19 protein-coding genes and 2 tRNA genes are annotated in these 23786 nt (G+C 54.6%); 15 read left to right on the top strand and 6 right to left on the bottom strand.

Annotated features, from left to right (window positions below):
- Nucleotides 1-94: 94 nt before the first annotated feature.
- Nucleotides 95-1270 carry a CapA family protein gene (locus AC0QHF_RS17960; protein WP_324705605.1) on the top strand — a complete coding sequence of 392 codons (1176 nt, stop codon included), beginning with the start codon at nt 95-97 and terminating at the stop codon, nt 1268-1270.
- Between the two features lie 111 nt (nt 1271-1381).
- Nucleotides 1382-1855: an MEKHLA domain-containing protein gene (locus tag AC0QHF_RS17955; protein ID WP_324705604.1), complete on the top strand. Its 474-nt coding sequence runs from the start codon at nt 1382-1384 to the stop codon at nt 1853-1855.
- A 389-nt stretch (nt 1856-2244) separates the two neighbouring features.
- Here AC0QHF_RS17955 and AC0QHF_RS17950 read toward each other — a convergent pair whose 3' ends face one another.
- The gene (locus AC0QHF_RS17950) at nt 2245-2754 is read right to left on the bottom strand and encodes a hypothetical protein (RefSeq protein WP_324705603.1); all 510 of its coding nucleotides are present in this window, start codon (nt 2752-2754) and stop codon (nt 2245-2247) included.
- A gap of 54 nt (nt 2755-2808) precedes the next feature.
- Here AC0QHF_RS17950 and AC0QHF_RS17945 point away from each other — a divergent pair, with 54 nt between their 5' ends.
- From AC0QHF_RS17945 to AC0QHF_RS17915, 7 genes are all read left to right on the top strand, one after another.
- Nucleotides 2809-3726: a histone deacetylase family protein gene (locus tag AC0QHF_RS17945; protein ID WP_324705602.1), complete on the top strand. Its 918-nt coding sequence runs from the start codon at nt 2809-2811 to the stop codon at nt 3724-3726.
- A gap of 213 nt (nt 3727-3939) precedes the next feature.
- Complete coding sequence (locus AC0QHF_RS17940; protein ID WP_324705601.1) at nt 3940-4500, top strand: DUF4126 domain-containing protein; 561 nt, start codon at nt 3940-3942, stop codon at nt 4498-4500.
- Nucleotides 4501-4648: 148 nt separating this feature from the next.
- Nucleotides 4649-5467: a cobyrinic acid a,c-diamide synthase gene (locus AC0QHF_RS17935; RefSeq protein WP_324705600.1), complete on the top strand. Its 819-nt coding sequence runs from the start codon at nt 4649-4651 to the stop codon at nt 5465-5467.
- A gap of 153 nt (nt 5468-5620) precedes the next feature.
- Nucleotides 5621-6757: a glutamate--cysteine ligase gene (gene gshA / locus AC0QHF_RS17930; protein ID WP_324705599.1), complete on the top strand. Its 1137-nt coding sequence runs from the start codon at nt 5621-5623 to the stop codon at nt 6755-6757.
- Nucleotides 6758-6928: 171 nt separating this feature from the next.
- Nucleotides 6929-7396, top strand: a complete 468-nt coding sequence (locus tag AC0QHF_RS17925; RefSeq protein WP_324705634.1) for a tRNA (cytidine(34)-2'-O)-methyltransferase — start codon at nt 6929-6931, stop codon at nt 7394-7396.
- 645 nt (nt 7397-8041) lie between these two features.
- Entirely contained in the window at nt 8042-9964 is a 1923-nt protein-coding gene (locus AC0QHF_RS17920; RefSeq protein WP_375341440.1) for a peptidoglycan DD-metalloendopeptidase family protein, read from the top strand.
- A gap of 130 nt (nt 9965-10094) precedes the next feature.
- Nucleotides 10095-10167: transfer RNA gene (locus AC0QHF_RS17915), tRNA-Met, on the top strand.
- Between the two features lie 337 nt (nt 10168-10504).
- Here the strand turns inward: AC0QHF_RS17915 and AC0QHF_RS17910 are convergent.
- Nucleotides 10505-10577: transfer RNA gene (locus AC0QHF_RS17910), tRNA-Phe, on the bottom strand.
- 179 nt (nt 10578-10756) lie between these two features.
- Here AC0QHF_RS17910 and AC0QHF_RS17905 point away from each other — a divergent pair.
- Both AC0QHF_RS17905 and AC0QHF_RS17900 read left to right on the top strand, forming a co-directional pair.
- Nucleotides 10757-13186 (top strand): glycosyltransferase family 39 protein, encoded by a 2430-nt coding sequence (locus tag AC0QHF_RS17905; RefSeq protein WP_324705633.1) that lies wholly within the window; start codon nt 10757-10759, stop codon nt 13184-13186.
- A 54-nt stretch (nt 13187-13240) separates the two neighbouring features.
- Nucleotides 13241-13645, top strand: a complete 405-nt coding sequence (locus tag AC0QHF_RS17900) for a ribosomal maturation YjgA family protein (protein ID WP_324705597.1) — start codon at nt 13241-13243, stop codon at nt 13643-13645.
- A gap of 133 nt (nt 13646-13778) precedes the next feature.
- Here the strand turns inward: AC0QHF_RS17900 and AC0QHF_RS17895 are convergent, their stop codons facing one another.
- Nucleotides 13779-14057: an SDR family NAD(P)-dependent oxidoreductase gene (locus AC0QHF_RS17895; protein ID WP_324705596.1), complete on the bottom strand. Its 279-nt coding sequence runs from the start codon at nt 14055-14057 to the stop codon at nt 13779-13781.
- A gap of 81 nt (nt 14058-14138) precedes the next feature.
- Here AC0QHF_RS17895 and AC0QHF_RS17890 point away from each other — a divergent pair, with 81 nt between their 5' ends.
- A complete protein-coding gene (locus AC0QHF_RS17890) occupies nt 14139-15062 on the top strand; it encodes a DMT family transporter (RefSeq protein ID WP_324705595.1) in 924 nt (307 codons plus the stop codon).
- 61 nt (nt 15063-15123) lie between these two features.
- Here the strand turns inward: AC0QHF_RS17890 and AC0QHF_RS17885 are convergent, their stop codons facing one another.
- A complete protein-coding gene (locus AC0QHF_RS17885) occupies nt 15124-15747 on the bottom strand; it encodes a ParA family protein (protein ID WP_324705594.1) in 624 nt (207 codons plus the stop codon).
- Between the two features lie 270 nt (nt 15748-16017).
- On the opposite strand from AC0QHF_RS17885, the gene AC0QHF_RS17880 reads away from it, so the two are divergent.
- Complete coding sequence (locus tag AC0QHF_RS17880) at nt 16018-16638, top strand: Uma2 family endonuclease (RefSeq protein WP_324705593.1); 621 nt, start codon at nt 16018-16020, stop codon at nt 16636-16638.
- Nucleotides 16639-16703: 65 nt separating this feature from the next.
- On the top strand, nt 16704-18038 hold the full coding sequence (locus AC0QHF_RS17875; RefSeq protein ID WP_324705592.1) for a TIGR03279 family radical SAM protein: 1335 nt from the start codon (nt 16704-16706) through the stop codon (nt 18036-18038).
- Nucleotides 18039-18232: 194 nt separating this feature from the next.
- On the opposite strand, the gene AC0QHF_RS17870 is transcribed toward AC0QHF_RS17875, so the two are convergent.
- Nucleotides 18233-20056 carry an aspartate kinase gene (locus AC0QHF_RS17870; RefSeq protein ID WP_324705591.1) on the bottom strand — a complete coding sequence of 608 codons (1824 nt, stop codon included), beginning with the start codon at nt 20054-20056 and terminating at the stop codon, nt 18233-18235.
- Nucleotides 20057-20375: 319 nt separating this feature from the next.
- On the opposite strand from AC0QHF_RS17870, the gene AC0QHF_RS17865 reads away from it, so the two are divergent.
- Complete coding sequence (locus AC0QHF_RS17865) at nt 20376-22157, top strand: purple acid phosphatase family protein (RefSeq protein ID WP_324705590.1); 1782 nt, start codon at nt 20376-20378, stop codon at nt 22155-22157.
- Nucleotides 22158-22307: 150 nt separating this feature from the next.
- On the opposite strand, the gene AC0QHF_RS17860 is transcribed toward AC0QHF_RS17865, so the two are convergent.
- Nucleotides 22308-23747, bottom strand: a complete 1440-nt coding sequence (locus tag AC0QHF_RS17860; RefSeq protein ID WP_324705589.1) for a mechanosensitive ion channel domain-containing protein — start codon at nt 23745-23747, stop codon at nt 22308-22310.
- Nucleotides 23748-23786 lie beyond the last annotated feature (39 nt).

The following is a 23786-nucleotide window of genomic DNA, read 5'->3' as shown; positions in this document are numbered from 1 at the left end:
GTGGGGGGGAAGAAACCGGGTTTCTACCCGGCACTCGGGTTGAGATTCGAGATCTTCTGAGAAACCCGGTTTCTAGATCAGTCAAGGTAAGAAAATGGATAAAAACGATAAATTCAGAAAACTGAGGATATTTTTAAATGTTGTATTGGGGGCGATCGTCGCCTTCGGCAGTCCGGCGAAATCGGCCGCAGAAGCGGTGCCGCTCGATCGCACTTCGGCGCCGGAATTTTTGGACGTGCGGGGGGTGGGCGATACGGGGATGGCGGTTTCCCACCAGCAACCTTTGCCATTGACTGAAATGCTGCCGGCGAATTACTATCCGGAAGGGGTGGAAGCGGATTTTGGCAAGGCGTTGGATCGCTTCGATCCGACGGGGAAATCCTATCGCGGCGACCTCTCGTTTATCAACTGGGAAACGACGGTGGGAACCGAATGCAGCGAATTCTGGAAACCGAAGCAGGAAAATGTCTATGCGTTCGTCTCCCATCCCGACAATTTGTTAGCGGCTTATCGGCGGGGATTCAATTTAATTGGTTTGGCGAATAATCACATCCGCGATTGTATCGTCGGCGAGGGGATGGACGGGGCGCTGATGTCGGCGCGGCATTTGGAACGGTTGGGATTGCGGTTGAAAATTCGCTGGGCTTGGCACGGTGTGGGGTCTGAAAAAAACGCCTACATCAAAACGATAAAAGTCGGGAAGCGGCGGGTGCGGGTGGCGTTCGCGAGTTGGTATGTGGGGGGCGGGGATTGCACCTACGTCGCCTGTATTTCCGACAGAGAAACGGTGATGCGATCGCTCCGGGATGCCGATGCGGATCTGCGGATTCTTTCCATCCACAGTTGGAACGAAGAAACCCAGAAAATACTGGTCGAAACGGGGCGACAATTTATCCGCGAGTTTGAGGGCGATATCGTCTTCGGACACGGCTCCCACAAGTGGGAGGCGGTGCAAATTGTGGAGTCCCTTTCGGGAAAGCGGGGGGTGCTGTTCGAGAGTTTGGGGAATTTCATCCACCCCTATTTGAAACCCAGGCCGGAACAGGCGATCGCGCGGGTTTTGTTCGATTTAAAGACATTGCAACTGCGACAAATCCAGGTGATTCCCATCGCCTTGGACGGGGTTCATGCCTCTTTCGAGGGTGCGATCGCGCCGACTCAGTTGCCGGCGAATTTCACCTGGACAGTGGTGGATAGTGCCACCTGGCAAAGCGGTGTCGGCGAGGCAGTTCGCGGCGGATATGCGAATATTCAACAGTTGAAATATTGACCGCGATCGTACTCTTTCGCTATGCTATAGTAAAATCAGGGCGCCAGCCTTGCGCCCCGACAACGCCCCGGACTCTACACTCTTTTTCTCATCGCTATCTATTGATTTAATATGAACGAAATTCAGCCCTGGAAACAAGAAAGCGTCATCCTCAACAGCAAACTCATTATCGACAACTTCCAACACTGGATGGGGAAACCCTTACTGGAAATAACCGGAACGCCGGAAGAAATGGCGAAGGCATTATTTGAAGCCCCCCATCCCGTCTTTTGTCACGGCACGGAAGCCGACCCCATTTATAATTACGGGAACCGGAAAGCGATGGAATTGTGGGAAGTGAGTTGGGAAGAATTGACCCAAATGCCCTCCCGATATTCCGCCCCGCCGATGGATCAAGAAGAACGCTTGCAACTCCTCAAAACAGTCACAGAAAATGGATATATCAAACAAGGGAAAGGCATCCGCATTTCGCGGACGGGGCAGCGGTTTCTCATTTCCGATTTTATCGTCTGGAATCTGTTTGGCGATCGCGAAAACTATTGCGGACAAGCTGCCACATTCTCCCAATGGGAAAAAATCGATTAAATTAAAAAATATAACGGTAAAAAATTTTGTGAAATACGAACAATGTCTCCGTGTCCTCCGTGCCTCTGTGGTGAAATCTTCCAACTGTTATCCAATCCGATTGAATGATCGGAACAAAACGGGTTGGATATCAAAACCGCTTGGGAATCAATTCCCCGAGGGCGCAAGCCAGGGGTCCCAACCCGATCAAATCATCGGTCGATGATTGGGGAGGTTGAGGAGGGGATAACCGGATTTGATATGATCCGGCCAACTCAAACGGTAAAAGCTGTTGCACTTTCCGTTGACTTTTGCCCCCCACCATAGCCAGTGTCAAGTTGGCGAGGTGAATTAGCAAATGATAAAGTCCCCCTTTTTAAGGGGGATTTAGGGGGATCATCGGTCTCTCATCACAGCAACTTTTCTTTCAACTGCTGCAACTTTTCGGGGGAAAGCGTTATCTTAATATCCACCAATTGCTCCTTATCCCGGAACAACAACAGCAGACCATTCTTGCCCACCGCCATATGGGGATCGTGAATTTCCACCGTCTCGTACCGCACCTCCGGGATGGTAACTCGAACCACCACTTGCTGTTGAGATTGGGGGTAAATATAAAGCTGCTGGTGGCGGGTGTCGAGTTCCAACTTGGCGGGGGTCATGTTGCGTTCGTCGGTACTGTCCGGCTTGTACCAATAGAGCGTAATTCCCCGCATTTCCGGGTTGACGATCGCGAAGGTTTCGTCGAACTTCTGGGGTTCCCAATTTAACTGGTGGGGGTTGGCATCTTGGGGCAACAACCGCTGCTGCCAGTCCACCTTAATTCCCTTGAGATTGCCCCACCACTCCCGGATCGCCTCCAGGTTGTCGGCATTGTCCGGGTTGTTGCTACCATACTGCCAAACCGTTGTTTGATCCATGTTGACTCCCTCGCGTTTTCCCATTAACTTCTAATTTAACTTCACGGCTGCCCGATGGATTTACCGATTATTTTTCATCCCGATTACGTCGCCCCCCTCCCCCCCGGCCACCGTTTCCCGATGCAAAAGTTCGGGTTACTCTGCGAGATGTTACTCCGGGAACGAGTCATCGTGCGATCGCAACTTCACCAACCGGAACTCCCCCCCGACGAGTGGATCGAACTCGTCCACCACCCCGATTATGTCCAGGCCTACTGCGGGGGAACCCTGGACCCGAAGGCCCAGCGGCGCATCGGCCTCCCCTGGACTCCGGCGTTGGCGAACCGGACCCGCATCGCGGTGGGGGGGGCGATCTTGACGGCGAAATTGGCCCTGTCAAAGGGGTTGGCCTGCAACACGGCGGGGGGCACCCACCACGCCTTCCCGGGGTACGGGTCGGGATTTTGCATTTTCAACGATATCGCGATCGCGGCGAAGGTGGTGCGGCATCTGGGGCTGGCCGAAAAAATCCTGATCGTCGATCTCGACGTCCACCAGGGGGACGCGACGGCGGTGATTTTCCAAGACGAGCCCAACGTGTTCACCTTCGACCTGCACTGTCAGGGGAACTTCCCCGCCAGAAAACAGAGCGGCGATCGCGACGTCCCCCTGCCCGTGGGGATGGAAGACGACGAATATTTGCAAACCCTGGCCGAATATTTACCGGATTTGCTTGCGGAATTCCGCCCCGACCTGGTGATCTATGATGCAGGGGTCGATCCCCACATCGACGACCGCCTGGGAAAACTCGCCCTCACCGACTCGGGGTTGTGGCGCCGGGAAATGCAGGTGTTATCAACGTGCGTCGGCATGGGGTATCCCGTGGCCGGAATCATCGGCGGCGGCTACTGCGACGACATGGAATCCCTGGTTTACCGCCACTCTCTCCTGCACCGCGCCGCCTCGGAAGTTTACTGTCAGTACCGGCTCTGATGGTAGTAAAATGAGAGGCAGTCAACCGATGGTGTATGCAAACAAGGGTGGTGTGAGGAGTTTTTTTTCAACCGAGAGTCGGAGGCGCGGTGCGAACCCCGGTGGTTGAATGGGATCATCCCCCGGGAAATCGGCACGAGACATTTGGTCTTCCCAGCCTTCTGTATTGTTTTCGTTCCCGATTTGTCGCCCTTCTGCTGCGCGTAATTTGTTATGAGCCATTGGTTAGGAATTCTTTGTGCGATCGGCCTGAGTGCGGCCTGCGGGTTTCGGGTTTTCGTCCCGCCCCTGATTTTGAGTACGGCGGCCATCTACGGCTCATTTGAACTGCCCCCGAACCTGGCAATTTTGGGAACCGAAATGGGGTTGATAGCGACGGGGGCGGCCCTGGCGGTCGAAGCCTTCGTGTACTTCATCCCCGGCCTCGACAACACCCTCGACGTCCTGGAAACCCCGGCAGCGATCGCGATCGCCAGCCTGATGGTCGCCGCATTTCTGCCCCCGATGGACCCCCAGTGGATGTGGGCGATATCGATTATTTTGGGCGGCGTCACGGCCGGCATCATCGAGATTTTGACCGGCATCACCCGGGTCGCCTCGACGATGGCGACGGGGGGTCTGGCCAATCCCCTGCTGTCCACGATGGAGTTGTTGGCCGCGGTGATTTTATCGGTTTTGGCGATTTCCCTGCCGATTCTGGGGGGAATTGTCGCTGCGATCGTGCTAATTTTGGCCCTTCGGAAAATTGTCCGCCGTCGCTGGAAGGATTCGTGAAATGGATCGGAATTTGACGGAATTCCGGACGGCGATCGCGCCCCGGCCATCAAACTGTCAATCCCGCGACATTTGACGGGTCGGGGCGACCCACTATAATGCCGGTAAGCTAAAATAAACCGTAGGACTTCAGTTCCAGAAACTTGCCATGCAACCCGAGCCGAGTGCCGATCTTTTAACTCCCCTCAAAAATAATGTTTTGTTTGAACAGCTTCCCCCGGAAGTGCAACATTGGGCGGAAAGCTTGCCTTGGAATCAGCGGCGCTACGTCCTGTCTCTCTGCTACATTATTTGCGCCTCACCGCCGGAAAAACAGGCTGAATTTTTAGATGATTACACCGCCGACGGTCTCGTTTCCAAATTGCTCGAAGATATCGATTCTATCAATCGAATTCGGCGCTATTTCAAATGGTTCAAAATATCGACCCCCCTCACCGAAGCGGTGCTGAGAAAATATATCCGGCAATTCTACATCCACTCCGCCCAAGATGCCCGCTGCCAGCCCGACATCTATTTGGAGTCGGCTCTGAAGTTGGTTTTGAGTCCCGACGAGAAAGATCGGGTGTTCAATTACATCGTCGGATTTGAACTCATCAAACTGATCTTTAAGATGAGTTGGCTGCAACACGAGCGCCTGTCCCGCCTGCAAAAAAGTCAGGATGAATTCATCAAAAAATATATCAAACCGATCCAACACGCCCACCGCATCAACGGACTGATCGTCCCCAAAGATGAAAAAGTGTTCTTCGCCAAACGGGATTACTACGTCCAACAGCCGGACATCGGCCCCCAAAAACTTTTGGCTTTAATTATGGCGACGTTTACCAGCGATCGCATCGTCCACTGCGGCTTTTCCGTCACCCGCCACATCCACGCCCTCGAATTCGATTATGACTATATCTTTAATGCCTCCGAACCCGAGAGTATTTTTCCGTGGGAATCCGGATCTGTGCTAGGATCTGGCTGAAGTCTCGGCTGTTGACCGGCGATGAAGTCGAGCCGGGGAACCCCGGAAAAGCGGCGGGCCGACGGGCGATCGCGGCGGGGTCGAATCAAAATCCCCGACGGCGCCGAGATCTTCGATGTCCAGTCTAATGAAACCTGAGCGTGAGGGGCCGACGTGCTACTGCCAAAAGGCTTTGAAGTTGAAATGTATACCGGCACACCGGCAGGTGAGATTGTCGGCTTCTCGGATCGGATCGTCAAACATCTCGATGGCTTCGTCCGAGAGCCGGACAGTCGCAACGTGGAATATATCACGGCGCCGATTTGCAGCTACGATCGCTCCCTGTGCGCCCTGCTGCGGCCCCGCCAAAATTTGCGAAAATATTTAAAACAACTCGGAGACTACACGATCGTACCGGGGAGCACGTTATCCCTGGGGGACAGCCAGCGCTTCTACCGGTCTGACCCGAACAACCCCTACCACGCCTACATTGAGGAAACCTACGGTACGACCGTGGTGACGGCCAGCATCCACATCAATATCGGCATCGAAGACCCCGAAGAACTGATGCGGGCCGTGCGGCTGGTGCGGGTGGAGGCGCCGCTGTACTTGGCCCTGAGCGCGTCTTCGCCCTTTTTGGACGGGGAGGCGACGGGCTACCACTCCACCCGCTGGCACCTGTTCCCCAAGACTCCCCCCCACGTCCCCCTGTTCGAGAGCCACGCCCACTACATCCGCTGGACCGAGGAACAGTTGGAGGCGGGGACGATGAAAAATGTCCGCCACCTGTGGTGTTCGGTGCGGCCCAACGGCGATCGCCGTCCCTACAGCCTCAACCGTTTGGAGTTGAGAATTTGTGACCTAATCGTGAATCCGATCGCCCTGCTGGGGGTCACCGCTCTGCTGGAAGCGCGGCTGTGGCAGATGATGGAAACGCCCGGTTTAGATCCCCTTCTCCTGAGCGCCGCCCCGGAAGACCTGGTGGCCCTGACGGACGCCAACGAGGAAGCGGTTGCAGCCCGGAGCCTCGACGCCGAACTCAAACACTGGAAAGATGGCAGCAGCATCGTCGCCCGGGACTGGGTCGAGGAGCTGTACGAAGAGGTCTGGCCCGTGGCGAAACGGCTCGGGTTTAGCTGTTTCCTGTCCCCCCTGAAAAAGATTCTGCGGGAGGGGAACACGGCGCAACAGTGGTTGCGGCAGCGGGAGGCGGGGGCGGATGTCCGACAAATTCTCCGGGAGGCGATCGCACAGACGAACCGCCAAGAACGGGATCTCGAAGATAAGATTTGCCAGCTCCTGGCGGGCTGACGGGTCGGTGCAAAGAACCTATCAATATATCTTATGCTTGGTTTTCCGTTCAAAAGATAAAGAAAAACTATAAATCTACAGGCCGGCCGGGGAAATTCCGGAAACAATGGAACCGATGTGCCCGGATTGATGTCTCCCGGGTTCCGAACCAGCCCGCGATCGCGATCGACCATGCCCCAACTCGTCCTCATCCACCCCCAAATCCCCCAAAATACCGGCAACATCGCCCGCACCTGCGCCGCGACCCAGACGGAACTGCACCTAGTCGGTCCGTTGGGGTTTGAAATCAGCGATCGCTACCTGAAACGGGCCGGGCTCGACTACTGGCCCAACGTCCCCCTCAAGTACCATCCCCAACTGCGAGAGTTTCAAACCGCCCACCGGCAACGGGGGGGGCGGTGGCTCGGATTCAGCACCCGGGGAAAACACAACTACGCCCGCTTCCAGTTTCGGGACGACGACTGGCTGCTGTTCGGCAGCGAAACCGCCGGACTCCCCCCGGAGGTTCTCGACATTTGCGATGCGACGCTCTACATCCCGATGGTCGCGGGGAAAGTCCGCAGCCTCAACCTCTCGGTCAGCGCGGCAGTGGGCCTGTTCGAGGCCCGCAGACAGCTCGGGTATCTTGATGAAAATTAGGAGGTGACAAGAATTGACCATTGACCATTGACCATTGACAATGAATTAGCATTCCCCGACTCCCCACCCCCACGAGCTGGCGCTATAACTTTTTTTTATAAATACCCGGATGGGCGGGCCATCGGACAGTGATAGATTTTAGTCATCTGACAAGGGGTGATTTTTCGCGGCGTTTGAGTGGGGTGAACGGTTGACCGGTCGGGCGATCGCCCCTCGGAACCACCGGTTCGAGTCCCCGAAGGAACCCGCGACTCTCGGCGCCGTCCGGTTGCGGGCGAGTTGTGTTTTTTGAGGGATTTGGTGTAGAGTCTCATCGGGATCGAACGGTTGCCATCTGCCTTTTCCAGAGGCGATCTCAAAGCGATCGCGGGGGAGAAATCCGACAATTCTCAAAAGTCGATCTGAAGCCCTTTGTCGGCAATCTGTTCGGATAGCTTGTCGAAAAGAGAAAACCAAGGTAATCTGACGTAAGCAACATTGCTGTCAGTGATTTAGATCGCACATCAGCGTGATTTATCTCACTGATTCAAGTTCCTTGAGTGGTTCAAGGACAGTCTTAAGCGCTTCTCCATAGGAGGTCGTTCTTTGAAAGGAACAGTTCCACACAACGATCAACCTGTTGTCACGGGTCCCGTCAATACTCATATGAATGTGGAAACTTCACAACAGGTCACAGTCCCGGGCACAAGCAAGGTGAAAACCTCTGCCGCCTTCTTGGGTTTGGCGATTGCATCAGGTCTTCTGTTTCCCGAAGGGGGTAGTGCGGCCACTGAACCGACAACCCTCGATCCGACCCGAGCGACGCCGCCCATTTCCGGCGACGTCGCCGGCAGCGAAACGGAAAACTCGCTGTCGGAGAGTTCGGATTGGCAACCGTCAATTTTGAGAAACCTGACGGAATCCAACGCCGGGCCGATGTCCCGGGCGGACGAAACGCCACCCTCCGTGGCCACGGAGGGCGGGGAAACCGAGATCGAGGTTGACGAGCCGGCGAACCCGGGGACTGTTATTGTCCCGGAGCCGTCTGTGTCAAAATCTGAAGACAAATCTTTCTCCTTCGATTCCCATTCGGCGGCGAGTGATCGCACCGAAGAAGCAGAAGTCGGCGCGAGCCCCGTTCAAACGGTACCGGATTCGGAGCCGAGAGTGCCGGGGCCGTTGGTGATCGACTCCGATCTCAACCCGTCCGTTTCCGTGGTCTATCAGGTGGGTTCGGGGGACACCCTCGATCGCATCGCCCGCACCCACGGGGTGGCAGTGACCGAAATTCTCAAGGCTAACAATCTGACCGACCCGAACTTCATCAAGGTCAACCAAGAACTCAAGATTCCCAAACGCCTGAGCAATTATTTAGACCGCCAAAAAGAGGGCGCTCGGGCCGATACTCAGAAGTGGGAGGGCCTCCAACTCGACGGGGAAAAAACGGTGTCCCGCCTCCCCTCCTCGGGCGACTCCGAGAGCGATTTGGGCGGGTTCTCCGTGCGGTCTCGGTTGAGTCAGACCGTGATCCCCTCCGTGATTCCGTCCGAAATTCAGGGGAATTTGAACAAGCCCGTCGGACTCAAATTGAATTTAGCCGGCGGTTCCTTCGACACCGGCAGCGATCGCCTGGCCCAACTCGGAAAAGACTTCACCCCCATCTCTCCCGACTCTGCCAAAGATCCGCAGGCGGGCGAGTCCAAAGATTTATCCTCCCGCGAGTCCGATGCGGCCCCCCGCAAGTTGGCATCTCTTGACAATCGACCCACCACGAAGCTCTACACCGATCGCCTGAGATCCGAAATCGAGCGACTGCGGGCGGAGTACCGCGCCGAACAATTTGATCGCACCTATTCGTACCAGGCCGTCAGTCTCTCTCAAGACCCGGAAGGCGCGATCGAAGAACCCGCTCAAATCGTCGCCGCCCCATCCCCCGAACTCCCTCCCCACCGCATCAATCCCGAATTCAACCCGAACGCCTACGACCCCCGAAAAGACGCGGAGAACGGGCAGGCGAGTGCGCCGGAACCCCGGGAAGTCGCCCGCCGCCCGGAGGGCGATGAGGATCGGGATGCGGTGCTCGCCACGGCTCCCCTCGGCGCCGATGCCTACGACCCCCTGCAAAATCCGGCCCTCGGTCGTATCGTCTCCCCCCATTTGCCCCCCCTTCCCGGTCCGGATACTTACCTGCCGGGGGGATCGATGCGCTTCAACGGCTACATCTGGCCGTCCGAAGGCATTTTGACCTCGGGCTACGGCTGGCGCTGGGGGCGGATGCACCGGGGAATTGACATCGCCGGTCCCATCGGGACTCCCATCGTGGCGGCAGCCCCCGGAGTCGTCACCTACGCCGGTTGGAACAGCGGCGGTTACGGGAACCTGGTGGAGTTGGAGCACCCCGACGGCAGCCTGACCCTCTACGCCCACAACCACCGCATTCTGGTCAACAAAGGTCAAAAAGTGACCCAGGGACAGCAAATTGCGGAGATGGGGAGCACCGGGCGCAGCACCGGACCCCACCTGCACTTCGAGATTCACCCCTCCGGACAAGGGGCCGTCAACCCGATGGCGCTCTTGCCCCGAGAATAAGCCCGCAGGGCTTGTCGGGGACGGACGGGGGACTTTCTCCCGCTTCCGTTCCCCTCCCGAAATTTTTTTGCCGCGATCGCTTGCATGATTTTTTGCGATCGTGCTATATTTAAAAACTGTTGACAAACGTGGCTCTGTAGCTCAGTGGTTAGAGCAGGGGACTCATAAGCCCAAGGTCGCAGGTTCAAATCCCGCCAGAGCCATTTAACATTAAACCCTTGTTCTACAAGACTTTCAGCGTACAACCGAAGTCTTTTGTCCCGGTGGAGGGGGGATGTAGCCAAAAAATAAGGGGCGATCGCCGCCCTTCCCTACTGTTCGATCGAATCACCTGATCTGACCTGGGATAGGAGACAAGGCGATCGCGTATTCTGAACCACCATGCATGGTTTTTCCATGCATCGAGAAAAGAAATATGAGCTCAAGCCCGGGGTAGGGGCAAAAGTGTATCACCCTGTACCCGTTACCCGTATTTCGTAAGTGGCTATAGAGCTTTGAGTCAAGCGCTGTAATCATTCCAGGATAAGGAATTAAAAAAGATGCCAGGAGGCGGACTTGAACCGCCGACACGAGGATTTTCAGTCCTCTGCTCTACCGACTGAGCTATCCCGGCTTATTTCCACGATTATCTATCGTATCAACGAAGCTTCGATTTGTCAACCCCCCAGAAAAATATTTTTTGCTGGACGCTCAAACCCCGACTATCGTAGCATTTGAGAAGTCCGATCGCATCAGGAGGCCAGTCCCATCGCCCGACCCGAGAACAGATGGAACCCGACGATCGCCCTCGGCATCATTTGGCTGCTGGGGGCGATCGGCGATCGCATTTGGTTCGCCCGCGATCGCTCCGTCCCCGCCTGGGACCCCGCCGACTACCTCACCGGAAGCCTCACCTATTGGCGAGCCCTGCAGGACCCCCGATGGCTGTCCGGGGACTGGTGGACCCATCTCTGGACCCTTTCCCCCAAAGTCCCCCCCCTGACTTACCTCCTCAGCGTCCCGTTTCAAAACCTGTTCGGAACCGGCCCCGAGAGTGCCAATTTGGTACATTTACTGTTCAGTGCGATACTGCTGGGGTCAGTCTACGCGATCGCGGCCCGATTGTTCGATCGCCGGGTCGGGTTGTGGGCAGCGGGACTGTGCCTGTTGATGCCGGCCCTGTACCAATATCGCCTCGGGTATCTCCTCGACTATCCCCTCACGGCAATGGTCGCCCTCAGTTTTGGCGGTTTGACGATGTGGAAGGAGGCGGAAAAACCGCGATCGCAATGGCTTTGGGCGATCGCGTTCGGGCTGTTTTTCGGACTGGCAATATTGGTCAAACAGACGGCCCTATTTTTCCTGTTCGTCCCCCTCCTGTGGCTGACAATTGGCCTTCTCAAACGGCGGGATTGGCGGCGGCTATTTCAACTGGCGATTGGCCTATTTGTATCCGTCTTAATTTTCGGCCCCTGGGCGAAAGCCAACTGGCTGTTAATGCTGACCTCCGGAAAGCGGGCGACGGTAGATTCCGCGATCGCGGAGGGCGACCCGTCCCTCACCAGCCCCGACGCCTGGACCTATTATTTCAAACTCCTGCCCCTGCACGTTTCCTGGCCGCTATTATTGGTTCCCATCGTCGGATTTTCACTCTATTTCATTCGGAAACAATCCCTTCCCCTCCACCCGAAAAAATCCGCCCTCACCTGGTTATTTGTCTATTTAATTGGCGGCTATTTTATCTGTTCCCTCAACCCCAATAAAGACTTCCGCTACGGCTTCCCCCTGCTGCCGATCTTGTCGATATTTTTAGCTTGGGGACTGACGTTGTGGCCGAGACGGTGGGGGGCGACGGTTCGCTGGGGGACCGTCGCCGTGGCGGTGGGGTTGATGCTGCTGACGCTGTGGCCGTTCGGGGGCGTTCCGGGGCAGACGTTGCGAAGTTGGCTGAGTCCGGGAAATACCCGCCACGCCCAAATTAACATCCACTGGCCCCACCAAGAAGCGATCGCGGAAGTTTTGGCGGCCGAACCCCATTTAGAAAACAATATCGGCGTGCTTCCTTCCACTCCGAATCTCAACCAACATAATATCAATTATTACGGCGCACTGCAAGATTTTCAAATCTACGGGCGGCAGGTGGGGACGGCGGTCGAACGGGTTCCCCAGGACGCGCGATCGCTGTGTTGGTTTATTACAAAAACGGGCGCTCAGGGTTCGGTCGATCGCATCGGCGAAGCCCAAGCCATGATGGTGAGCGCGATCGTCAACGGCCCCCCTTTTCAACTGCAAAAATCCTGGCCGTTGCCCGACGGCAGCAGGTTCGACCTGTATCGCTGCACCCCCGCCCCGGTGGAAGTTTCCCCCCTTCCCGCATCGGAAATATCGCCGAAAGTCAAATTAGATGCAGTTATCCTTCCCGAAAAAACGCCCCCGGGGGTTCCCGTTCCCGTCAGCTATTATTGGTCGGGTTCAAAAGAGGAATTGGAGTCCGGTTTGGTCGTGTTGACGTGGACGGACGGCCAGGGTTCGCGATGGATACACGATCGCGCGATCGCCTCCGGACGCCTGCATTTTGGCGAGACAGAAGGGGGATTTCAAGTTGTCGAACGGATGGCGATGCTTCCCCCGCCCGATGCGGCTCCCGGAATTTATCGCCTGGAAGCCACCTATTTGAACCAGGAAACGGGGGAAAATTACGCGATCGCCTCCCCCCCCGTGACGCTGGAAATCGACCCCGCCGCGGCTCCCTCGCCCGCCCCGGAACTGGATTTAGTCACCCAACTGCGGCAACTCGCCCTCTACCTTCCCGAAGGCATCGAAGGGTTGGAATTAATCTTCGATGAAATCGGCCGTATCAACCAATACGACCCCATCCAAGATTATACAATTCAAGCCCAAAAAACCTTAGAATATCGTTTGACCCGAGAACCGGACAATTTAAACTGGGCTTACGGGTTGGCATTGTCCGCCGTTTTGCGGCAGGATGTAGAAAGTGCGATCGCGGCTTTGGAACGGGTGAAAACTCTCGATCCCGAGAATCCCTTCGCCCACGCCTATCTCGCCTTCGTCCACCTGTATAATTTCGATCCCGAGGCAGCGGAAACCGCCCTCAAACCCGCCTTAGAATTGAGTCCGAATCAACCGGAATTTTTGGTATTGCGGGGCACCGCCAACCTCCTCCGAGGTCGCATCTTCCGAGCCCGCCAAGATTTACAAGCATTAAATCGGCTATCCTTATAATCGGTAGCACAGGCATCCTGCCTGTAACCAGCTAGAAGCTTATTTTACGCGACAATGAAACGCTATCAACTGGTAATTTTTATCGCCATCATCATTATCGTCCCCCTCGGATTCGCGAGTAAATTTTATCGCGGGCCCCTGGATGACTGGTTCAACAACTCCCTCGGCGGGGTACTTTACGAAATGTTTTGGGTGTGGCTGGCAGTATTAATCTGGCCCCACCTATCCCCCATCTGGACGGCAGTTTGGGTGTTTATCATCACCTCTATTTTAGAAATCCTGCAACTGTGGAATCCCCCCATTTTGGCAATGATGCGATCGCACATCGTCGGCAGATTGCTGCTGGGCACCACATTCTCCTGGTGGGATTTTGTCTATTATATCATCGGCTGTGTCTTGGCGGCGTGGCTATTAATCCTCGCCAAAAAGAAAGTCTGGACTCACAAATCCGAGACCTAATCAAACCCTCTCTGTGTCCTCCGTGTCTCTGTGGTTAATTCTTATCGAGAACCTTGAAAATTGATCATCGCAAATTCGACCAACTGGGGAAATAAACGATAGGCTTCCGTCGCCAAACTCGTCGGCCCGACAACTACCTCAGACAGATGCCGGCGTTGTTCACCAAAACGTCAATATTGCCGTAAAATTCCAGGGCTTTTTGCACCAGATATTCCACCCGGCTGGGATTGCCCACGTCCGTCCCCATTGCCAGGGCGGAAACGCCGAGCGATCGCACTTCATTCGCCACTTTTGCCAAGCGATCGACATTTCGCGCCGTCAGTACGATATCATAGCCTTTGCGGGCAAATAACAGCGCCGTCGCCCGACCGGTTCCTTGGGATGCGCCGGTAATTAAAACGGTTTTCGTCATAATAAGTTTGATTTAAACCACAACGTTAAAAATTGCGAAACTGAAGTCAATAATCATCAACTTACAGTATAAAGAATCCCCATGAAAATTTCAACTCAATCTCCCCCTTGGGCGGTGGCAATTGTGGTTTGTGTCGGAGTTTTCGCCATCTCGACGGGTTCGATTTTTGTCCGCTTGGCGATCGACGCGGCGGGTATGCGGGGGGTGGGATTCAGTTTGGTGATCTCCGCTTCTCGATTATCTATCGCCGCCCTATTGTTGGCATCTACCTGGCGGAATATTGCTTGGCGATCGCTCCAACCGGGCGCGGTTCTCCATGGGGTGGGGGCGGGAATCTGTCTGGCTTTTCACTTCGCCACCTGGATCACTTCCCTATCTTACACCTCCATCGCCGCCTCGACAACCATCGTCACCACCAGCCCCATTTGGGTGGCGATTTTGGCGTGGTTTTGGCTGCGGGAAAAACCCTCAAAATTGACGCTTTTCGGCATCGCGATCGCCCTTTCCGGGGGCCTCATCATCGGCTTGGGGGAGGGCGCGTCGGCGGATATTTCCAGCCATCCGATTTTGGGAAATAGTTTGGCGTTGATCGGCGCCTGGGCGGTCGCATTTTATCTGATGTTGGGACGGGAAGCCCAGCAGCGGGGCTTAAAAATTGGCGGCTATGCGGCGATCGCCTATACCGTGGCGGCACTCGTTTTACTACCCCTTCCGTTTCTATTTGGGGTGGGTTATACGGGTTATCCAAATATTGTTTATGTTTACTTGATCTTGATGGCAATTCTGCCCCAACTGATCGGACATACCAGCTTCAACTGGGCTGTCAACCGCACCTCACCGACATTGGTGACACTCGCCATTTTACTCGAACCCGTCGGCGCGAGTATTTTCGCCTATTTTCTATTCGGAGAAATCCCGGCGATTCCCGTTTTATTGGGTGCGATTGTTATGATCGTCGGGGTGGCGATCGCAACCGTCGGCAAGAATAATACAGGTGACTTGTAGGGGCGAATGGCATTCGCCCTGCCCCGGCATTCGCCCTGCAACTATTCTAATTTAAAAAAAATCAACGCAAATACCTCAATAATTCCCCCACAACCCGCCGATAATCCGAAGCGGCTTCCCGGGCATTTTTGCTTCTGGCGTTGACAATTGGAACCCCTTCCAAGGGACAGCGTTCGTGGGCTTTGTAGCCGCGAATGAAGTTTTCAAAAACCGGAATTCCCGCCTCCCGGAGCGATCGCTGGGCTTCGTAAGCGTCCCCCACGCTGCGGGGATCGACTTTGGTGAGCAACACTTGATACTCGATATTTAACGGTGCGATCGCCTCCCTCACCGTCGCCATCAACGCCACCAAATCCATCGGGGCGGGTTGACTCGGGACGATCAAATAATCGGCAACCTGCACCACCGCTTCGAGAGCACTCGATTGCAAAGCGGGGGGCGTGTCCACCACAATTAATTCCACCTCTCGAACCTTTTTCAACTGTTTCAAAACCGCCGGATCGGTTTCCGAAGACAGATCGAAGGGCATCTCTCCCCGCTCAACCCACCAACTGGCAGAACCTTGGGGATCGGTATCCACCAACAGGGTTGAGAAATGAGTGGAAAGAATGGCAGCCAGATTGACGGCGGTTGTCGTTTTGCCGACTCCACCCTTTCCATTGGCGATCGCGAGAATTTTGGGCATTTGATCTGCTGGGATAACTCACAGTGAAATAACAGTATAGTTCATCGCGCGATCGGATCATAGGATCGGAGCCGAAAATCCTTCGACGAGGGCGGGATGCGATCGCGCCCCAACAAAAACCCGACTCTCACTTTATACAATACAAAATCTGCGACAATTGATTTTTTATCGTCTATAATATATCCATCGATCGGACTAGAACCGAAGGCGGGCGATCGCCCCCCGTTTCCGAGTCCGACAATCTGAGGACGAATCGGAGAACCGACAGCCATGACAACTGTACTCAGTGCCCCCACTGAAACCCCCTCGGACATCATGTCCTTGGAGGAGTTTCTCAATTTTGATGATGGAACCGATGCCCGTTATGAATTAGAAGATGGGAGACTTCTGTTTATGCCGAGTGAAAGCGATCTCAACCAACGCATTGCTTCTTTTCTGTTTGCCTATTTTATCCAACTTGGAATCCCATTTTATCGGTTGAGAATCGGGATAGAAATCGCCATGATGGGAAGTCGGGCAACGGTGCGCCTTCCCGATTTAACCGTCTTATCGGAAGAACTCGCCCAGGCGATGCAGGGCGCCAGCCGTTCTCTCGTAACCCTCGAAATGCCGCCGCCGCAGTTCGTTGTAGAAGTGGTGAGTCCGGGGCGGGAAAATGAGGATCGCGATTACCGTTACAAGCGATCGCAATACCAAGCCCGAGGCATCGATGAATATTGGATTATCGATCCGATGCAACAACAAGTTACCGTCTTTACCCTCTCAACCGGACTCTACGAAGAGGCAATTTTTAAAGGAGATAGCGCGATCGCATCTCCCCTCCTATCGCAATTCAATCAACCGTCCGCTTTGACAGCCGAAAAAATCTTTCAAGTCGGAGTCAACGAATAAAATTCAACCCTCGATGATTCCCAAAAACCTTGACTTTTTGAAGGGATTCAATTAAACTATCTTCTATGAGCGTTTCTTCCATCCGTCCCGCCCGAATCACCAACGTCCTCCCGGACTCCATCGCCGCCGAGGTGGGGTTTGAACCGGGGGATGCGATCGTGTCGATCAACGGAACCCGCCCCCGGGATCTGATCGACTACCAATTTCTCTGTGCCGATGAAATCCTGGAACTGGAAGTGATCGATGGCAAGGGAAAAACCCACCACGTCGAACTGGAAAAAGACTACGACGACGACTTGGGTTTGGAGTTTGAAACGGCACTCTTTGACGGGTTGATACAGTGCAACAACCGCTGTCCGTTTTGCTTCATCGATCAGCAACCGCCGGGAAAACGGGAGACACTCTACTTAAAAGATGACGACTACCGCCTCAGCTTTTTATACGGTTCTTATTTAACCTTAACCAATTTATCTCAAAAAGAGTGGGATCGCATCGCCCAGATGCGGCTGTCTCCCCTGTATGTCTCCGTACACGCGACGGAACCGGAAGTCAGAAATCATTTACTCAAAAATAATCGCGCCGGACAGATTTTAGACCAGTTGAAATGGTTCCGGGAAAACCGCCTGCAAATTCACGCCCAGGTTGTGGTTTGTCCGGGAATTAATGATGGCGCCCACCTGGAACGGACGATACTGGATTTGGCGGAATTTCACAAGGGAGAAATCCCCGCCGTCGCGTCGGTGGCGGTGGTTCCGGTGGGGTTAACGCGGTTCCGTCCCCCGGATGACGAGTTGGTGCCGGTGACGCCGGAAAAAGCCCGAGAAGTTATCCGTCAAGTCCAGGATTTACAAGATAAATTTCTGCACCAGTTGGGTTCAACCTGCGTCTGGCTGGCGGACGAGTGGTTTTTGATCGCCCGCCGGGAATTGCCACCGGAATCCCACTACGAAGATTATCCCCAAATTGGCAACGGCGTGGGCTCGATTCGCAAGTTTTTGCGGGAGTTTGAAACGACTTTCGAGGCGATGAAAATTGAACGGTTATCGACTCCCCGCCGTTGGACTTGGATTGTCGGAAATGCGGTGGAAGTGGCGTTCCAACCGATTATCGACAAATTGAATGAAGTGGAAGGGTTGACGGTGGAAATGGTGGCGTTGGCGAGCGATTATTGGGGGCAGGAAATCACGGTGACGGGACTGCTGACGGGAGAGGATTTGATCGCGGGATTGAAAGGGCGAGATTTGGGGGACGGAGTGTTGTTGCCCTCCCTGATGTTGAAAGCCGGGGATACCCGCTTTTTGGACGATCGCACCGTGGCGGAGGTGGCGGAGATATTGCAAACCAAAATAATCCCGGTGACGGGGGCCGAAGAATTGATCGCGATCGCCTGCGGAAATTGAGCGCTTCGCGCAGGTAATAGGGAATAGGGAATAGGGAATAGGGAATAGGGAATAGGGAATAGGGAATAGGGAATAGGGGTTCCATCCCCTTGTTAAAACCAAATTTCTCCCCTCTCCCAGAATTGGGAGAGGGGTCGGGGGTGAGGGCCAATCTCCCAGTTTTGGGAGAGGGGTCGGGGGTGAGGGCAAAAAGCCTAAGAAACGGTCGCCGGAGAGGGGATAATCACGGCCTCATCGCCCGACAAACCGAAGGCTTCGTGGACCACCTGGAGGGCTTTCACGGCATCTTTTTCATCGACCACACAACTGATTTTAATTTCCGAAGTGGCGATCATGGAGATGTTGATATTTTCCGCCGCCAAAGCCTCGAACATCCGCGCCGCGACGCCCGGACTGTCCACCATCCCGGCGCCGACAGCACTGACTTTGGCGATCGCCGGATTGACGAACAATTCCCCACATTCCCAAGTGGCGATCGCAGCTTCGAGCACCTTTTGGGCCTCCGCCGCGTCCGCCTGGGAGACGGTGAAGGCGATGTCGCGGGTGAGGATGCCGTCGATTTGCTGGCATCGCTGGGACTGGATGATCATGTCAACGCTGATATTGCTGTCGGCCAGAAGGGCGAACAGCGTGGCCGCCATCCCCGGGCGATCGGGGACGTAGCGGATGGCCAAGCGGGCCTGGTTGCGGTCGAGGGCGACGCCGCGGACGGGGGGAGAGTCCGACCGGTCCGCGGCTTCGGCGGTTTCGGGCGATCGCTGTCTGACATCGAACGCCCCACACAGGGCCTCCACAGCGCGATCGCAATCCGCCGCGTCGATAACACAACTGACTTTGACTTCAGATGTCGAAATCATTTGGATGTTGATCCCCGCCTCCGCCAGGGTGCGGAACATCTGCGACGCCACCTTCGGACGCCCGATCATCCCCGCCCCCACGATACTGACTTTGGCGATGGGGGCCTCGTAGCCGCGGACTTCCGGTTCTCCCAACTCGGGGTCGTCGTTGCGGCCGAGGGTGGGCAAAATCGCGTCGGCGACGGCGATCGCCCGGTTGTAGCAATTTTGCGTCACGGTAAACGTGATGTCGTTAATATTGGCTTCGTGGATGGACTGGATAATTAAATCCACATTCAATTTCTGGAGGGCGATGCCGCCGAACAACCGGGCCGCGATGCCGGGGCGATCGGGAATTCGCAGCATGGACACCGCCGCCTGGTCCGCGTCGAATTCCACCCCGTCCACCGGACGCACCAATTCCAACCCCTCCAGGGGTCGCGGTTCCGGTTTGGGGGAGGTGACGCGGGTGCCCGGGTCGTCGGTCCAACTCGATCGCACCACCAGGGGAATGCCGTAGTTGCGGGCAATTTCCACCGCCCGGGGGTGCAGGACTTTCGCCCCCAAACTCGCCAACTCCAGCATTTCGTCGCAGGTGATCTCATCCATCAATTTGGCTTTGGGGACGATGCGGGGGTCCGTGGTCAAAATGCCGGGGACGTCGGTGTAAATTTCGCACTGGTCAGCCCCCAGGGCCGCCGCCAGGGCCACCGCCGAGGTGTCGGAGCCCCCGCGTCCCAGGGTGGTGATTTCTAACTGTTCGCGATCGCTGATCCCCTGGAACCCCGCCACCACAATGACTTTGCCCTCGTTCAGGTGGCGTTCCATCCGTTCGGTTTGGATGTGCAAAATGCGGGCCCGGGTGTGTTCGGCTTCGGTGACGATGCCCACCTGGGCGCCGGTCATGGAAAGGGCCGGCTGTCCCAATTCCTGCAGGGCCATACTCATCAGGGCGATCGTCACCTGTTCCCCGGTCGAGAGTAGCATATCCATTTCGCGGCGGGAGGGGTTGCCGGAAATTTCCTCGGCCATTTTCACCAACCCGTCCGTCGTTTTTCCCATCGCCGAGACGACGACCACCACGGAATGATCTCGGGCTGTTTTGGCGACGCGGCGGGCCACCGTCTGAATGCGATCGACGGACCCGACAGATGTACCACCGTATTTTTGGACAATCAGCATAGCAATTTGAAACTGGGGAGAATGGACAACAAACCGGAAGCCCTGCCCCATATCGGGGAACCGGCGGGGCGACATCCCCCGTATTTTATCGGATGGAGTGGGGAATGATCCGCAGATTTCACAGATTTCACAGATTATGAGAATTTTAAAATTTAATTGGATTTGGGGATTGTAGGGGCGAATGGCATTCGCCCTCTCCCCTCCTGACGGGAAAATTATCTTTTCGTTCCGCCGCGGATTTAGAATAATGGAGGAGATCGATCATCCACTCCCCCTACTCCCTATTCCCTATTCCCTACTCCCTTATCCTGTGACACCGATGTTGGTTCCGACTGGCGATCGCACCTCTCCCGGTTCCCCCCGCAACCTGTGGATTTTTGGGGTGTTGCTGTTTGTTGTTATCGCGATTTTGATTATGATTTCTCAGGTGTATCGACCCCGACTTCTCAGCGACCCGTTTTTGCAGTTTCCCACCGAAAATTCGGTGCGGGTGGTTTGGTTTACCGAGTTTCCGGGTGTCAGACATACGGTTCATTATGGATCGGATTTGGAACGGGTGGCGATCGCTTCTACCACCCAGTTGAGTCGGACTCGGGAAGACCAAAAATCTCGGGTGGGAAATCAAACCGATGGCAATTCAGTTTACAGCAAACCCACGCCGCGATCGGTCTGGCGCCACGAGGCGGAAATTACCGGACTGACTCCGGGGGTGCGCGTTCCTTACCGGGTGAATAGTATCAAAAATAATGATATCACTGTTGGCAGCGAAGTCTTTACCCTGGCGCCGACACCGCCGCCGACAACGCCCTTAAAAATACTCCTCACCTCCGACCACCAACTCAAACCGATGACCGCCGCAAACCTGCAAAAGGTGGCGGAAACTGCGGATATCGACGCGGTTTTTATCGCCGGAGATTTGGTCGATTTTCCCGATCGCGCCTCGGAGTGGTTCGACGATAACCGGGGCGGCGCGTTCTTTCCCGGCTTGCAAGGGAAGGCGAGTTATGTATTGAAAAAAAATGGCACGAAGACGACCTATCGGGGCGGGCAGTTGATTCAAAATGCGCCGTTATTTCCCGCGATCGGAAATCACGAAATTATGGGAAGATTTTCGACCGAAAAAGATTTGAACGCCCAGTTCAACGATGCCTATCCCCGCTTCGCAGCCGAACAGCTTTATCAACAAAATGCGGAAACCATCAACCCTCAAAACAACCCGAAAATCAAAGCCGAATGGATAAAAAATAACTCCTTCAACTCCGACACTTACGACGAAATATTCAGCCTCCCCAACCGCGATAAAAATTACTATGCCGTCACATTCGGGGATGTTCGCTTAGTCGTTTTATATGCCACGAACATTTGGCGGGTTCCCCGCTTGGATGCAGACGCGAGGGGACGGTATCGGGAACGGGAAGCCGATTTTAACCGCCCGGAAAATTGGGGTTACGGACAGCATATTTTTGAACCGATTTCGGAGGGAAGCGAACAGTATCGCTGGCTGCAACAAGAATTGCAAAGCCCGGAATTTCAACAAGCAAAATATAAAGTGGTGATGTTCCACCATCCCCCTCACAGCCTCGGGGATAATATCGTTCCCGCCTACACCAATCCGGTACAAATCAAAGAAAGCGATAATTCCGGCAATCTCACCATGATTCGCTACGAATATCCCAAAAACCAAGATTATCTGATCCGGGATATCATTCCTCTTTTAGAAAATGCGGGCGTCCAACTGGTTTATTACGGACATTCCCACCTCTGGAATCGCTTCGTCGGCGGCAACGGCATCAATTTTTTAGAATCTTCCAATGTGGGAAATAGTTACGGTGCATTTCTGGGCGAAAAACGCCGTTTTGTCCCCCCCGCCTTCACCGAAACCTACACCGCATCGGGCGATCCAAACGGACTCGAACCCGTCACGCCAACCCTGTATCCGTTCCTCGGAGAAGATGGGAAACCCCAGCCCTATATCGCCAGCAACGATATCACCGTTTTCAGTATTTTAGATACCGAAAATGGAACCGTCAGCAGCTACTATTTTGACACGCGCAAACCCAAAAGTCAAGTCATAAAATTCGACGAATTCGCCCTCAAATAATCAGATGGCATTTTTCGATCCTCAATCCAAGTGGAGATCCCCCCCCGCCCCCATCCCCCCCTACCCCCCTTTGTAAGGGGGGAGATAAGGGGGAGCCATTGCCATTCAAAGTCCCCCTTTTTAAGGGGGATAATGGGGGATCTTACCCCGTCAAATACCAAACAAGGCTTTCATCCGCTTTTTGATCCAAATCAAAGGATTTTGTTCCAAATCTTCATCTCCCAAAATACCCATTTCTCTCAACATTTTCTGCCGCTGCACCAACTCCTCTTTCCGTTCCGCCAACTTCTCGGCAATTTGATCCGACAGCGACGGATAACTACTCAAAAACCGCTGGAAGACATCGCGACTCACCACAAATAAAATGGTGGTTTCTTTGGTTCGGACTGCCGCCGTCCGGGGGATTCCCATGATTAATGCCAACTCCCCGAAAAAATCGCCCGCCGTCAGGTCGCGGATGTGTTTGTTCGCCGTCTCCGCCAAAATTTCCACCGTACCTGATAAGATAATATGAAAGGCATCTCCGCGATCGCCCTCGTGGAAAATAAATTGATGGGGGGGGACGGCTTCCCGGTATCCCATCTCGATCAATCCCAACAATTCCAAATCGGTGAATCCTTGAAAATATAGGACTTTTCGCAATAGGGATTGCAAGGTCAGATTTTGATTGTCAATTTCGCCCGATTCAATTGGGGGCGGCTGGGGAGATGAATGGGGATAAAAGGTCTGTCTGAGTTGGTCGATATTTCTGATCCACAAATCCCGCTGGGCGACGGGAATGTTGATGTTATTCTGATATAATTTATTTTGGACGATATAATTTAATGAACTCTGAATCGGCAGTCTGGCTTTGGGCAAATCGATCCAAACCAACAGGTCGAAATTGACGGAGTTTTCGCCGAAATCTGTCAGCCAAACTTGGGGTTTGGGATGAGAGAGAACCCGCGACTCTTGGCGGGCGGCAGACAGCAAAACTTCCGTCACCAAAACGGGGTCGCTGCCGTAGGCGACGCGGACGGGGATGTGGATACGGCTGACGATATTTCCGTGACTCCAGTTGATAATTTTATTGTTGACCAAAATTTGATTGGGGACAATAATTGAGATACCATCATTGGTGACGATAATTGTGGAACGAATGGAAATTTTGCGGATGGTTCCTTCCAAGTTGTCCAGTTCGATATAATCTCCGACTTTGACGGGGCGTTCGAGGAGTAAAATTAGGCCGCTGACAAAGTTTTGGGCGAGCCCTTGAAATCCGAACCCCAACCCGATGCCCAAACCGCCGGCGAGGAAGCTGAAAGACCTCATATCGAGTCCCACCGCCTGGGGGATGAGCAGACAGCCGACGGTGATGGTAAAATAGCGGAAAATGGTCGCGATCGCCTCCCGGGACCCCTCGTCAAATTTCAACTTGACCAAAATTTTATCCCGGAGCAAATTGCTCAAAAAATTGGAAATGAAAACGAACGCGATAAAGGCGAAAAAGAGCGTGACAATCAGTTGCACGGAAATGGACATTTCGCCGATCCGGATCGGCTGGGTGAACGCATCCCACAAAAGCTGTATAATATTTTGAATCGCGTCCATGTTAGCAATAAAATAATTACGTTTTTTCGATCGCCAGAG

The sequence above is a fragment of the Lyngbya sp. CCY1209 genome, assembly GCF_055795065.1.
This window is presented reverse-complemented; position numbering and strand designations above follow the sequence as displayed.